Annotated in this window: 7 protein-coding genes and 1 pseudogene; 3 read left to right on the forward strand and 5 right to left on the reverse strand. The window is 54.8% G+C overall.

What is annotated here, in order from left to right; genetic code table 11:
• From ACESMT_RS20970 to ACESMT_RS20985, 4 genes are all read right to left on the reverse strand, one after another.
• On the reverse strand, window positions 1-746 hold a 746-nt coding region (locus ACESMT_RS20970; protein ID WP_372828526.1), incomplete at its 3' end, for a retention module-containing protein.
• A gap of 87 nt (window positions 747-833) precedes the next feature.
• Window positions 834-1,298 carry a response regulator transcription factor gene (locus ACESMT_RS20975; RefSeq protein WP_372828532.1) on the reverse strand — a complete coding sequence of 155 codons (465 nt, stop codon included), beginning with the start codon at window positions 1,296-1,298 and terminating at the stop codon, window positions 834-836.
• Window positions 1,299-1,488: 190 nt separating this feature from the next.
• Window positions 1,489-2,838, reverse strand: coding sequence for an HlyD family type I secretion periplasmic adaptor subunit (locus ACESMT_RS20980; protein WP_372828527.1), 1,350 nt, complete (start codon window positions 2,836-2,838; stop codon window positions 1,489-1,491).
• On the reverse strand, window positions 2,835-5,024 hold the full coding sequence (locus ACESMT_RS20985) for a type I secretion system permease/ATPase (protein WP_372828528.1): 2,190 nt from the start codon (window positions 5,022-5,024) through the stop codon (window positions 2,835-2,837). Before ACESMT_RS20985 ends, ACESMT_RS20980 begins: the two co-directional genes overlap by 4 nt.
• 397 nt (window positions 5,025-5,421) lie before the next feature.
• Between ACESMT_RS20985 and ACESMT_RS20990 the strand changes: the two genes are divergently transcribed.
• Window positions 5,422-6,341, forward strand: a protein-coding gene (locus ACESMT_RS20990) for an IS5 family transposase (RefSeq protein WP_372828529.1) whose coding sequence is annotated in 2 segments (ribosomal slippage) — window positions 5,422-5,847 and window positions 5,850-6,341 — 918 coding nt in all. Because the reading frame shifts where the segments join, the coding sequence is not laid out codon by codon here.
• A 172-nt stretch (window positions 6,342-6,513) separates the two neighbouring features.
• Window positions 6,514-12,135 carry a hypothetical protein gene (locus tag ACESMT_RS20995; protein WP_372828530.1) on the forward strand — a complete coding sequence of 1,874 codons (5,622 nt, stop codon included), beginning with the start codon at window positions 6,514-6,516 and terminating at the stop codon, window positions 12,133-12,135.
• Window positions 12,136-12,215: 80 nt separating this feature from the next.
• Here the strand turns inward: ACESMT_RS20995 and ACESMT_RS21000 are convergent, their stop codons facing one another.
• A complete protein-coding gene (locus ACESMT_RS21000) occupies window positions 12,216-13,046 on the reverse strand; it encodes a hypothetical protein (protein WP_372828531.1) in 831 nt (276 codons plus the stop codon).
• A gap of 374 nt (window positions 13,047-13,420) precedes the next feature.
• Between ACESMT_RS21000 and ACESMT_RS21005 the strand changes: the two are divergent.
• A pseudogene (locus tag ACESMT_RS21005) lies at window positions 13,421-13,626 on the forward strand (IS21 family transposase); the annotation flags it as partial.

Genomic DNA, 13,626 nt, shown 5'->3' on the forward strand with positions numbered 1-13,626 from the left:
GGTGCAGGTGCAGGTGTGGGTGCAGGCGCAGGTGTGGGTGCAGGCGCAGGTGTGGGTGCAGGTGCAGGTGTGGGTGCAGGCGCAGGTGTGGGCGCAGGCGCAGGCGCAGGTGTGGGTGCAGGCGCAGGTGTGAGTGTCAGCGTGGGTGCCTGCAAAGGCGGGAACGCCCCCAGCCCCCCTCTTGAAGCCGCGCCGATACCCAAGTCCTCAGAATCAGCAGAAATACCTGTATCGTTGGTTGATCGCCCACTCCCCGTCGGGGAATATTCCACCGTATTGCGCTCGAGCGAGGTGTATTCGTAAGTAAGCGGTGCGAGCGCCTCTGCGGTGCGTATCAATCGAACGAAGTTACTGCCATCGTCTGGCCTGATACTCGTACCGCTGGAACTGAAAACAGGGCTTACCCCGGCAGACGTTTCTTGCAACAGCCGGTCAAGGCTGCCACCCTGGTTAATGGCATTGAGAAGGCTAGTCAGCTGGCCAACCTGCGTCAGCAAGGCAGCACTATTGCCGTCGGGGAGGGAGTTGCCGAATACCGTCGAATCCAGCGTAACGGTTTCCTCTGAACGGAGGAGGAACTTCCCGCCCTGGTCGAAAGCCAACTCCACACGGCCACCTATAGCCGTTACAACAACTTCGCCCTCAAGCACAGGATCACCAAACTTAAGTTGACGCTGGACCCCATCTTTATTTTGGGCAAAGGCGATGCCTTCAATCGCAACCACATTACCGACAACGTTTGCCATGGAAAATCCCGACGAAGTTACTACATTGAACTCAATGTAATCTTTTTACCCCGTCAAGAAAACTGTACTGAGGTACTAGAACAAACGTCATCCTTTGGCTACCCGGGCATTCACGATGAGCGACAGCTGAAGTCGATCTCGGACCTCGAGCTTCTCAAGGACCGCGCCCACATGCGCTTTGACGGTCCGCTCTGTGATGCCAAGCGCTCGCGCAATTTCCTTGTTGCTGGCACCACTGGCCAGCGTGTTGGCGACCTGTTTTTCTCGGTCGGTCAGACCTTTCGACCAAACTTCACTTTTTTCGGCAGCAGCACCCGCCTGGAGCCGACTTGTAGCACCAACGAGTCTCTGCATCAATGACTCACCGATCCACAGGCCACCTTGAAGCACAACGGCCGCGATCTGGATCAGAAGTTGTGATGCAGCATGGGTATTGCAATACCCCCTCGCGCCAGCAGCAAAAGCAGCAAGCGCCTCCTCATCGGTGGGCTGATCGCTCAGAACCACACACGGAATCAACCTCAACTGTGGCGAGAGGTTTTCCATCTGCATGGACACAGACAACCCATGCTCCAAGCGCAACCAAACGATACCTACCTTCGGGGGCTTTCTGGATCTTGAAGCAAGAGCCCTGCCAGCCCGACCTTGCGGAAAAGCTTCGCTCCAGCGAGCAAGCATGAGACCGTGCGGACAAAGAAATAAATGCGCAAGCGCCTGGTTTACCACTGCCATCTCGATCTAGCTAGCGCTCGGTAAAGGCCGCCTGTTTTGCCTTCAATACAGGTTTCAGAATATAGGACAAAATGGACTTCTGCCCGGTAATGATATCTACCTCCGCAACCATTCCGGGAATAATGGGCAGTCCCTCGCCCAACTTGGACTTTTCCGTGCGGACGCGTACCGTATAGAAGGTGTTCCCACGCTCATCAGTAACAGAATCTGCACCGATGAATTCCAATTTGGCGTCAAGACCGCCGTAGATGGAAAAATCATACGCAGTGAACTTCACCAGAGCTCGATCTCCAGGTCGTAAAAAAGCAATATCCTTGGGCGACACTTTGGCCTCCAACAGCAAATTTTCCTCAAGAGGCACAATCTCAACAATGTCTCGTCCCGGTTGAACCACTCCGCCTACGGTGTTGACCAAAAGTCGCTTGACAGTACCCTTTACTGGCGAGCGAAGGGAAGACTTGTCGACCTTGTCCGCAAGTCCAACACCACCTGCGGAACTCACATTGAGCTTTCCAAGCGTGTCGGACAACTCTTTACGCGCCTCACTTTGGAAGTTCAAGGTAATTTCCTGGATCTTGCGTGAAGCTTCTTCGATAGCGGACTGGGTTTTGGATATTTGGGCTGAAGCCATTTCGCGCTCTCCCAGAAACCGCCCTGTTTCGCGCTCCAGCCTCAAAAGCTCGACTTCAGACACAGCGCCATCCTTCAACAGGGGTTTCGTGTACCCCAACTCCTTGGCCGTTAATTCGTAGGCTCTGGATGCTTGCTCCCGCTTGGCACGCACCTCAACAAGCTCCTGCTGGCGCTGTATCAGCTGCTGCTGCGCTATGGATAGCTGTGCATTCAATGTCGATGTACTGGCTTGGTATGCCCGCAACTCCGCTTCCACTGTCTTCGGGGCTTCAGCAACCGCTTCGGGGGGCGGCACAAAGGGCACACCTTCAGCAAGAGCCCGAACCCTTGCCGCTCTTGCCAGCAGGGCCAAATATTGAACTCGATTCTCCTTAACTGAAGAATCGAAACGCGTCGTATCAATATTGACCAAAATCTGCCCGGGCTCGACCACTTGCCCCTCCTGCACCAGGATCTCTGAAACAATACCGCCATCAAGGCTCTGCATAACTTGCAACTGCTTGGAGGGAATAACCTTCCCCTCGCCTTTGGTGATTTCGTCGACCTCCGCCAGGCCCGCCCACAAAACTGCCAGCACCAAAACAGCTCCCAGACTCTTGACCAAAAGCCTGGCACGTAGCGGCTCCTGCTCTAATATGGCGCGGTCCGCATCCCCGCTGAATACCGCATCCATCCGCCCGTCGTCTTGCCGCCAGGACGCTATTGCGCGGTCCAGTCGAGACTTCATGAGGCTTTCCCAATACGACCAGCTTTCAAGGCCTCGATAACCTGCTCATAGGGTCCATCGGCAACAATACGTCCCTCATCAATAACAATGATCCGGTCAGCGAGATCCAGCAACGTGTTCCTGTGCGTCACCACTATCATGGTTTTGTGCTTGGCATAGTTGCGCAAGCGCTCTTTGAACTGCGCTTCAGAGGAGAAGTCCATCGCGCCTGTGGGTTCGTCCAACAATAAAATAGGCGGCTCAAGCAAAACAGCCCTGGCAATGGCTACCCCTTGACGTTGTCCACCAGACAACGACTCTCCTCGCTCGCCAATGATCATGTCGAATCCCTGAGGATGACGATTCGCGAACTCAATCAGCCCGCCTACTTCAGCAGCTGCGAGTATGGCGCCGTCATCCGCATAAGGGGCAGCTATGGCGATGTTGTCACGTAGCGTCCCGTAAAAAAGCATCGCATCCTGCTCGACATACCCGACATTGCGCCGCAGGTCAGCGGGGTCTAGCTGCCGAAGATCAATCCCGTCAACGGTGATAGCGCCCTCGGTGGGCGTATACAGCCCGAGAACAAGTCGCTGTAGAGTAGTTTTACCAGAGCCAACGCGTCCAATAACAACAACATTCTCGCCTGGCTTGATTCTGAAAGTTACACCTCTCAGAGCTTCCTGCGTTCGCCCCGGGTAGCTGAAATGCACGTTGTCAAATACGATTTCCCCTGCAAGATCCGGGCGATGCACAAAGTTTGTTTCGCCTGATCGTTCTCCCGGTTTTTTCATGGTGTCTTCAAGCGAAGCCAATGCCATCCTGGCATTTTGATACTGCATCAGCAATGCGACGATTTGCCCCAGTGGAGCCATGGCCCGACCAGACAACATAGTGGCAGCCACAAGGCCGCCCATGGTCAACATTCCCGCGTGAATCAAATAGACACCGGCAGCGATGATGCTAATGTTGACCAGCTGCTGCAGAGTTGCAACGCCATTGACCACAGAGGACGATAACAAGCGCAATTGCGCGCTCACTCGAGCCAGAAACGAAGCGGTGTCCTCGAGCTTGGACTGCATCTGACTTTCTGCTCCGTGAGCCTTAATGGCTTCCATGGCGGTAAGCGTCTCGACCAGCGTGGCATTGCGCATTGCGGCAGCTCTGAAGGTTGTTTCTGCGAGCTCATGCATTTTTTGCTGAACAACATAGCTGTAAATCACGACCAAAATAACGCCCACTAACGGCGGTATCACCAGTGGCCAGGATATCCAGCCAAGCACAAGGAAGAAGAGAAGTGCAAATGGAAGGTCCACCACAGCAGTAACCGTCGCCGAAGCGATGAAGTCTCGTACAGATTCGAAAGAACGCAATGTTGCGGCATATGAGCCGACAGACGCCGGGCGATCGGACAGCCGCATTCCCAGAACCCGCTCCATGATCAAAGTCGAAAGCCTGAGATCTATGCGTGAGCCAGCGAGATCCACAAAGTAACCCCGCATAACGCGGAGAAAGTAATCGATTACGAGCACGAGTAGCATACCAAACGCCAGCATCCACAGCGTCTCCACTGCGAAGTTGGGCACCACGCGATCATAAATATTCATCGAAAATAGCGGGACTGCCAGAGCGAATATGTTGATCAAAAGCGCGGCGGCCAAAATGTCCCGGTAAAGCGGGAACTGATCACGGAAGGCGCCCCAAAACCAGTGTCTTTGGGGGATATTGGCTAGCTCTGGTGTCCGCTGGTCAAAACGAAAATTCGGTCGCGAGAAAATCGTGATGCCCACATAGCGTCCCAATAACTCTTCCCGCGAAAGCACCACCACCCCCTGCCCCGCCTCGGGGAAAAGCAGGTTCGCCGAGTCTCCCTTTTCATCCCAACCCAACAAGAGGCAAGCGCCGTCGCCCTCCAAAAGCAGAATAACTGGCAATAAAGCCGTATCTATTTTCTCAAGGGGTCGACGCAATATCTTGCAAGACAGGCCAGCCCTCGCCGCAGCTCGCGCAAACAACGTTGGAGGTAGTCCCGACTTGGGCAAAGGAAGGCCAGCAGACAAGGCAGCACGCGTACTGGGACGACCATGTATGCGCGTCAGTTCCACCAGACAATCGAGCAATGGATCGTGGTGAAGCAAGTCCTCACGCAGGCCTTGAGCCAGATGGCTTGGCTCGCTCTTGGCACTGGCTTCAAACGACACGTTCATGTCACTCATTCTTTTCAATCAACTATCCAAAATTTGAAAGCGCTCAGCAAACGTAAATAATTGTAATTCAATCAATCACTTGCCGCCATATTTTCAAGTAAAGTTGGCGGGCATTTCGTTGTTCCGAGGCCACCATGACTGTCCAGACAACGGCGACGAAAATCTGCTGAAGCCTGAAGGCTGAAATTTTCCCACCGACTGCTTTACTGTGCGAGTACGCGATTCGGAACCGCCCAGATTCAGCGAGCCAATCAAGCCTACCCTACAGCGGTCGGATGTTACCCCGATTAAATTTAATTAGTCCCTTACCCGGCGGTTTGACTTGAGGCAACGCTGATCAAGTCCACGCCCAGAGGGGCTGAAACGCTATAAATCGCTGAAACAGCAAACCCTTGCCATGGCAGCCGACCAAACCTTTGAGAACTACCGCAAGCCCACACGGCGCGATGAATTTCCCAAGACCATGGAAGCCATCGTGCCGTGGTCAGCACTGTGCGAGATGATTGAGCCGCACTACCCCAAAGCAGGCAATGGCCGACCGCCCATAGGACTGGAGCGCATGCTGCGCATCCACTTCATCCAGCACTGGTTCAATCTGGCAGACCTGTCCTGCGAGGAAGCCCTGTACGGCAGCGCCAGCCTGCGCCGCTTTGCCGGCATTGACCTGGGCCGCGAGAGCGTGCCCGACGCGACCACGATGCTGAAGTTTCGCAAGCTCCTCAATGAGCACAAGCTCGGCGAAGCCCTGTTTGCCAAAGTGGGCCATGAGCTGCAGACCCGGGGCTTCAAGGTCAACACCGGCACCATCGTGGATGCCACTCTTCAATTGGCGCGCCCAGCTCCACCAAGAACAAAGACAAGGCGCGCGACCCCGAGATGCACCAGACCCGCAAAGGCAAACAGTGGTACTTTGGCATGAAGCTGCATATCGGCGTGGACAGCCAAAGCGGGCTGGCCCACAGCGCCGTGGTGGCTGCAGCCAACGTGCATGACAAACATCCTTTGCCGCACTTGCTGCACGGCAACGAGCAGCGCGTCCATGGCGACTCGGCCTATGCCAGCCAGAAGGCGCTGATTCACAGCAAGGCGGCCAAAGCCAAAGACTTCACCAATCAGCGAGTCAAGCGCAAAGGCAAGATTGACGAAGTGGCCAAGGCGAAGAACCGCACCAAATCCAGCATCCGTGTCGGGGTGGAGCATGTCTTTGGCGTGGTCAAGCGGCTGTGGGGCTTTGGCAAGGTACGTTACCGGGGGCTGCACAAGAATGCAACGCGGGCGTTCACAGCCTTGGCGCTGGCCAATATCTACCGGTTATGAGCCGACTGCACCTCAAAACATATTATAAGTTTTGAAATGGTTTGAAAAGGCATAAAACAATGAACTACCGGTGTGAAAGGCGAAAAGAAGGTAGACTTCATAACTCAACAAAGATATCGTCCGACGCCAATTGAACTCACGTGATCGGCCAGAAGCTGGCACTTCGTCGCCTGTGGGGTCCGCTCCTGATGGGACCTTTGGGCTGCCCAAGGCACTTCATCCCCTGGCCAAATGGGCTCAGAAAATGGGGCTTGACTCGATATTTCTGGCGCTAGTTGACGCCACAAAGACAGACAAGCATCCTGAGTTTGCAGGAACCGTCATCAAGTTCCTCTTGCAACCCGAAGCCTCAAATTCCATCTCACGCTGGTCAGACGAGCTGACATGTGCCATGGAGTTACGCCGCTTTTCCGAAGCATGCGTCGTCTCCCCTTTCATTGCCGAAACGTATCCGGCCATGCCGTCCCTCAAGCTGGTATCTCAACAGCTGACCGGCGGCCTTTTGAACAAATTGTCCACAGTAGCCCTGGTTGCTCGCCCAATCCAGTCCAGCAGCGAAGGGGATCGGGAATGGCTTTTCGCGCTACGTACCTGGGTTTTTCTCCAAACTATTAACGCAATTTTTCAGGGCGGCAGCCCAAATCCATACCTTGTCGAAGTCACAAACAAGTTGAGGTTGGCCATCGACCGGGACGAGCGGTGGCTAGCCCTTTTTGCCCGACTGCGAGGTTCACCCACCTCATTTAACGGTGTGACACGCCACCTTGCACTAGCGGCACGACGCCTGCTCGCGGATCAATCCGTCACCAGCTCAGTTTACAGACAACTGCTCGGCAATTTAAGGAATTTTTGCGAAGGTAAAACATCGGAATCCGACGATCCCGTCAATCTGGATGACCACTGGCGGTTCCGCAGCTATATAGAGCAGCGGGCCAAGCCCAGCCACGGCTTATGGGACATCGATGACCCGGAGAAATGGGGAGCTCCGGATACGGAAGACCCAGATCAGCAGATCGAGCCTTACGCCCCGGCTTTTAATTTTGATCCGATCGGGTCTGAAGAGTCCGTTTTGGCAATGACCAGGGTCAGCGAAGATGAAACACCTGTGGAGCAAGATCGCGTAGCGCGAGGCATCCTTTTGGCTACAGCCGAAGATCATCAGTTTCTGCCCTACAGTTGGAACCGACCATCTACCGTGGAGCAGGTTAACCTTAAAAAATGGATCAGCTCGGCGCTGGCTGGTGACGATGAGCAGCTAAAAATACTGGCCATTTTTACCGCCATTGCGACTCGCACAGCGAATTCGCTGGAAACCGTACTTCCAACTCCACTTTCAGCAATCCCTGGGCCTGACTGGTCACTAAACATCCAACAGGGATTTCTGCACAGACTGCCCCCGCGCCGATATAACGGCTGGCATGTCACTCCAGATGCAGAATCATGGGTCGAAACACTTGCAGAAGTTTTAGTGGTTCAGCTTGCCTCAGCAGAGGCCAGAACTCTACAAGAATTGTTTGCCTCGGCGCCGGCCAGCACCCAACTTGGGCACTTGTGGTCAGCGACGAACCCGGCTTCGCCAGCAGTCCTTTTCGGGAGAACTTGCCGAGGTACTCCGGGCCTTGAGCGCCTCCGATCCGGCATGCTGGCGCAAGTCATGGAGCAGCAGGTTTTCGAGGCTACGTCGGACCCCGTATTGAGCCAGCTCCTTGCCAGCCACCCGCGGACCGGTTTGGGTGGAGCCTGTGCCTACGCCTCCTACCAGCATGGTCTGGTTCAGACGCTGCTGACGACGGTTTCTCCTGCCACACCACATCGGCCTGAAGACGGAAATGGCGCGCAATCCAATGCGGCAGGCAGTGAACTCTCGCCGCTGGACGATGTTCTGCGCGTGGCTTGTCACGAGGCGCTGGAAAAAGTCAATCACTTGGCTGCCCAACCAGCCAGATGGCGCGACCATCACAACGCCGTGACCGCTTATGTGGTGACAGTCCTCCTGTCTACCACTGGCGCTCGCCCTGTCAGCAGCCCTTTTGAGCAGCTGGGGCATTTTGACCTCAGCACCTGCTCTATCTATATAGAGGACAAAGTGTCATCCCGGCTGCACCAGGGACGAATCGTCCCCGTGCCCGAGTGGGTGGCTTCACTTGTAAGTGACTACTACCTTCCCCATTTGGGCCGAATGGCTGAACTTGTCGCTGACCAAGATGCCCCCCTGAGCCACGAGCTTCGGCAAATGTCTGAGGGCAGGCCCAACGATCAATTGCCGCTATTTTTTCTTTTGGGGTCTGAGCCAAAGCTGCACTGGATCGAGGTCTCTGAAACCTCGCTGCGCGCACTTGAAGTTTTCTCCTGGCCTTTGCCGTGGAACCTGATGCGGCACAGGCTGGCGACAGCACTCAAACGCGTCAGCGTGGATCACGAATGCATCAATGGAATCACCGGCCATGGTGAGAACGGGACAGCTGCCTATGGGCCCTATTCGATGCGGATCTGGACAGACGATGCAGCCCGGATGCGCCAACCCTTGACCGAAATCTTGTCTCGGCTTGCCTTGGAGGTGCCCAATTTGCCAGGATGTACAGCCCATCCAGTGCGGAAATCGGGTGAAGCAGCGCTAACTTCCAGCCTCCACAAGACGACCAACTTTGGTTCATCGGCACGTGCAGTGCAGCGCCAGGCAAGTCATGAAAGTGCACGCAAAGGGGCCGAGGCGGAAATTCTGGCGTTTGTCGCCGACCGTCCTATCGACAGTCTGAAACCCGAACAGTGGGAGAAGCTAAGCCAGATGATGCTGTTGCATGAGGACCGGCGGCCCAGAACGCTGGGATCGATCAGGTATGAGGCGCTGCAGCAGTGGATTTCCGAAAATTGGCAACAAAAAGGCCTCCGACCGCGCATCAAACGCCGTTACCTGCCCGCCCTCGAAGAAAAGTCACCCTTTACCGCCGACGCTATCGGATGTCTCGGGCGGATAAACGCAGCTCTGGACATCATCCAAAAAACCGTCGAATCCAAAGCGTCCTCCCGAACATCTCACAGGGAATCGCTGGCACTGGGCATCACGATGATGATCCTCCAGTCTCGTCTGGCGGACCCAGCAATGATCGACGACCTGCTGCAAAACAGGAATTACCGCCTGGTGACGTTCCAGCGAGCATATTTCCTCGAGCATTCTCCAGGACTGGATAAGGTGGCAAACACACCCGTCCGGAGATACGCCATCAGCGAAACCACCTTCATGCTGCTGGCGAAGGCCAAAATAGCTACCATCACGCTGGATGCACGCCAATGGCCAGTCTCCGATAGTCTTCTGAACTTGGGTAAACCGTTCGGCCCCGATGCGAAACAGAAGACGTTGCGGCCGACTCTCCTCGCAATGGCTACCCAAGTCCAACAGGCTAATGCGTTGCAGTATCCAGGAGTGATTGCGGCATATCTCAATGGTGAAATTGTCACGGCGGGTTTGCGACATGCCGATTGGGCGCGGGTCACGCTGGGTAAAGCGCTCAATTTCAAGTCCCCAGATCATCCCGAAGACGATGACGCAGCAGCAGACGCGAATTCCGAAGACGACGAGAACTCGCCGCCTCCGGAAACAGTCGATACCCATTTTGTGACTCATTCAGATGCCTTCCTGGCATCCAGTCCGCAAGCGGGTGCGGAACCGCTGGGTACTTCCGAACGCCAGAGTGATTGCTTCAGTTTTTTCAAGCAGACGCGTGATGCGCTTAACGAGGAGATGCGAAAGGCATCACCTGACCGGAAAAACCTTGATGTAAAACTTCGAGTCCTCATCTCGGAGTACAAGGACCGGGTCAGCCGATCATGCCTGCTTCTCGGTGAGTGGCAACGCTCCCTCCTCTGGCGAAAATCCAGAAAAGGACTCCTCCGCTTCCGCTCCGTGAAGCGTTACTTCAACGCTTTGTCGGTCTGTTTCCAGGCGATGGCCTACGAGCATGATTTATTGGCATGCGACGAGGAGGAAGTCACCGACTTTTACCGCCGCGTCATGGAAATCCGCCAACTGGTACGGCCCGGAAAACCGTCAGGGCCATCCATACACACAGGAGAGAAAATCCACAGCGGGGACACTGATGAGGAAGAAAAGTCAACTGCAGCGTATTACCGTTCACAGAGCTTGGCGCTTCAACTGCTAAGGGATTTCCACCGACTGATGAGTCGTGAATTCGGGGTGGAGGACCCAGACTGGTCCGAAATCAGCGTAGCTGATGAACTGCTGTCAATTTCACCAAGCATTCTTACGGAGACGGAATACCTTTGTACCCTCCGCAATCTGGCGCCAGCACCGGGTACGGCCGCTCGCATTGAACTGGCTCGCGCTTTCATCCTGCTAGCGGCCTTCCGCTTCGGCTTGCGGGGGGCCGAAGTGACTGGCCTGCTCCGCTCTGACTGGGTTGACGATCAACCCGACGCCATCGTTGTACTTGTGCGGGGAAATTCATTTCGGAGGCTCAAAACACCGGCTGGCCAGAGGCAGGTACCCCTCCTTTTTGTGCTGACCGATCATGAAAAGGAATTGATCGCTCGCTGGCTGGATTCCTGGCAGGGAATTACAGTGCTGAATGGCAAAGGTCCTCTTTTCGCGAATATTGAATCACCAGACGAATTGATGAACGGTCAACTGCTGCGACGCGAAGTGGGTGATGCGATCAAGCAGGTAAGTTGTAATTCTGAATTGTCTTTGCACCATGCGCGTCACTCATTTGCCAATAACGTCGCTTCGCTGTTGATGGAAAACACTGAGGGCATCTGGCCCCATGCGCTGTTGCCGCTGCAAACAACGCCAGATCGCAAAAACCACGTGCGGCGGCTTCTGCTCAGCACGGATCAGGTGTCACGGCGCACCCTGTGGGCAATTGCCCGACTACTGGGTCATGCGCATCCGCAGGCTAGCGTTCGGAGCTATATCCATCTGCTACCGGAACTTGCTGCCCACTACGTCAACCTGCCGGTGACCACCCCCGGCATAGTTGTTGCCGGTGCGAATGAGATTTACATAGACTTGGACCAACTGAAAGAGGCAGAAGGCTACCTCGAAATCAAATCGGGGCGCGAACCGGTCGAAGCGGAACTACCATTAAACGCGGCCGAGGCGATGCGCTACTTGCACCTACGCCAGCGCGGAACAGTCTCAAAGCGCGCCCAAACCATACTTGGAATTTCCGATCTGGAGGCCGGTCGACTCAATGAAGCATTAGCCATCACGGACCAGATCTTCAAGCGGAGGCCTCACATCAATCCTGCGCTTGGGGGAGCCTCCATTCTTTCCAGTCACATCACAGAGGCGCGTTGGAACGCGCTGACCGCCCGTGCTGTCAAAGTGAAATGGCCTCAGAATGCTCAGCGGCAAGCTTCAATCACGATCAAAAACCTGCCGGAAATGATTGGACCCTCACGGCAAATTTTGCTGTGGAAGTCTGACTATTTCAGTTTCTTCAACACAGTGGTGAGCGCCTGGAAGTTGAGTAAAACCAGTTACAGATTTGTGTGCACTAATCGCGGCGAGAAAGCACTGTTGGAAATCGCAGCGGGCGCAGGGCTAGACGAAGATCTGAAAATGAAGCTTGAGTCGGAGCTTCAGGCTGAAAAACTTTCACTACAGATCGATCAGGTCGAGTTGGAAAATCCACTAATGCTGGTGAAACACAGATGTGCCGTACTGACTGACACCGGAACCGGATCTGATTTGCGGTCGAGTTATGAGCTAGCGCTGATATTTATGGTCAGCGTTGCCTTGGCCGAGCTCACAGAGTCACGGCCCATGACAACTTGAAAGGTGCGTGAGGCGCATAAACCCTACACTGGACGGATCCATGCCAAGATTGCACATGCGCGGGTAAACGTACACGCGCTTTACGCTGATTTGAAGGGCGCATCCGGCGCAAAGGCGTAAATGGGATTGCCTTTTCGGTCCAGCGTCTTGTAGGTTCTGACACTTTGTACCTCCGCCTTGAGGGCTGAATGCGCCACCGAAATCAGGTCAACCTGATCGGGCGAGAAGCTCAGAAGATGGCGTTTGCTCTCACTCAGAAAAATTAGCCAGCGGTTATGGAGGTCAAAGCCGTCAAATTTCCCGATCAAAATTTCTTCCTTTGGATGGTGATTCGAGCGGTCAGGTTTTGCACCCAATCGCCCTTCCACTTTCAATCGCTGATCTGCGCTGGTGACGTGCACAGCACCTGTGAACCTGCGCGCCCCAAAGGATTGCAGGGTCCCTTGGACAGCCTTCTTAAGACCTTCGTGGCGAGTTTTCGGCAACTCAGAAAATAGGTCATTTTCGATTTCATCGAAATGACTTCCAGACGTGAGCGCCGCTGTGACACAAGTGGTGATCGCTGCGACTTCCCCAAGGTTCAAATCGTGCCTATCTTCTCCACGGACCCACAGTCTTAAGCCAACTCTGCAGTTGGAACCGCAAAGCACGAGATAACAAGTGCATACCAACAGCTCCCCCGGAAATGTGTTGGTTTGAACAAGCGCAGACTTGACCGCATCTAGCAAAATATGCGCTTCATTCCACCTCAATAAATCAAGATCGCCAGTCAACAATAACTGATCGTCTGTTACGTTCCTAACGACTATTTTGCGGTCCTGCTGTTGCTCGAATTGAGCGAGAAGTATGTAGCCCTCTGGGGACAATGCCAGATCGGTAATGTTGGGAAAGAATTGCTTTTTTGAGCTCATGTTGAGACTTTAGGCAGTTGAACCGCGATCCGGCGTCGAGAAACATGCCTGAATTAGCAGATTTCTCCTCTTTTCGAGCCTACGCACGTCACCAAGCCGCGCGACCCTCGGGTGCAGCCCTCTGTCTAGTGATGACAAATTGACAGTACTATTGCATATTCCGTTTCATCGTGACCGCACATTCCGGCATCGTGACCAGGGATTCCGGTCATCGTGACCGGGGGTGAATTTGAAGATTCCGGCATCGTGACCGCTGATTCCGGTGATCGTGACCGATGCCCCAGTAGGCATGGTGTTGCGCATGTAAACCAACCCTGTGGGCCTGTAGCCTCTGGCAGTTTGTCAGGAGCCACATGCCCACCCCCAGGATCAACATGCGCAAACTCAAAGACGCGCTGCGTCTCAAACTCGTTGGTGGGCAAAGCCACCAGGAAATAGCCACCGCCCTTGGCATCGCCAAAGGCAGCGTCACCAAATACACCCGGCTGGCTGCCAGCGCTGGCCTTGACTGGGGCGCCATTGACGCCATGAGCGAGACGGACTTGGAGCGGCGTTTATTCGGCTGCGCCTTTGCCAGTAC

The sequence above is a fragment of the Polaromonas sp. genome, from assembly GCF_041689105.1.
Lineage (GTDB): Bacteria > Pseudomonadota > Gammaproteobacteria > Burkholderiales > Burkholderiaceae_C > Polaromonas.

Bases quoted from the DNA above. Each gene is read 5' to 3' on its own strand.
- ACESMT_RS20975 (WP_372828532.1), bottom strand. From the start codon at position 1,298: ATGCAGATGGAAAACCTCTCGCCACAGTTGAGGTTGATTCCGTGTGTG.
- ACESMT_RS20980 (WP_372828527.1), bottom strand. From the start codon at position 2,838: ATGAAGTCTCGACTGGACCGCGCAATAGCGTCCTGGCGGCAAGACGAC.
- ACESMT_RS20985 (WP_372828528.1), bottom strand. From the start codon at position 5,024: ATGAACGTGTCGTTTGAAGCCAGTGCCAAGAGCGAGCCAAGCCATCTG.
- ACESMT_RS21000 (WP_372828531.1), bottom strand. From the start codon at position 13,046: ATGAGCTCAAAAAAGCAATTCTTTCCCAACATTACCGATCTGGCATTG.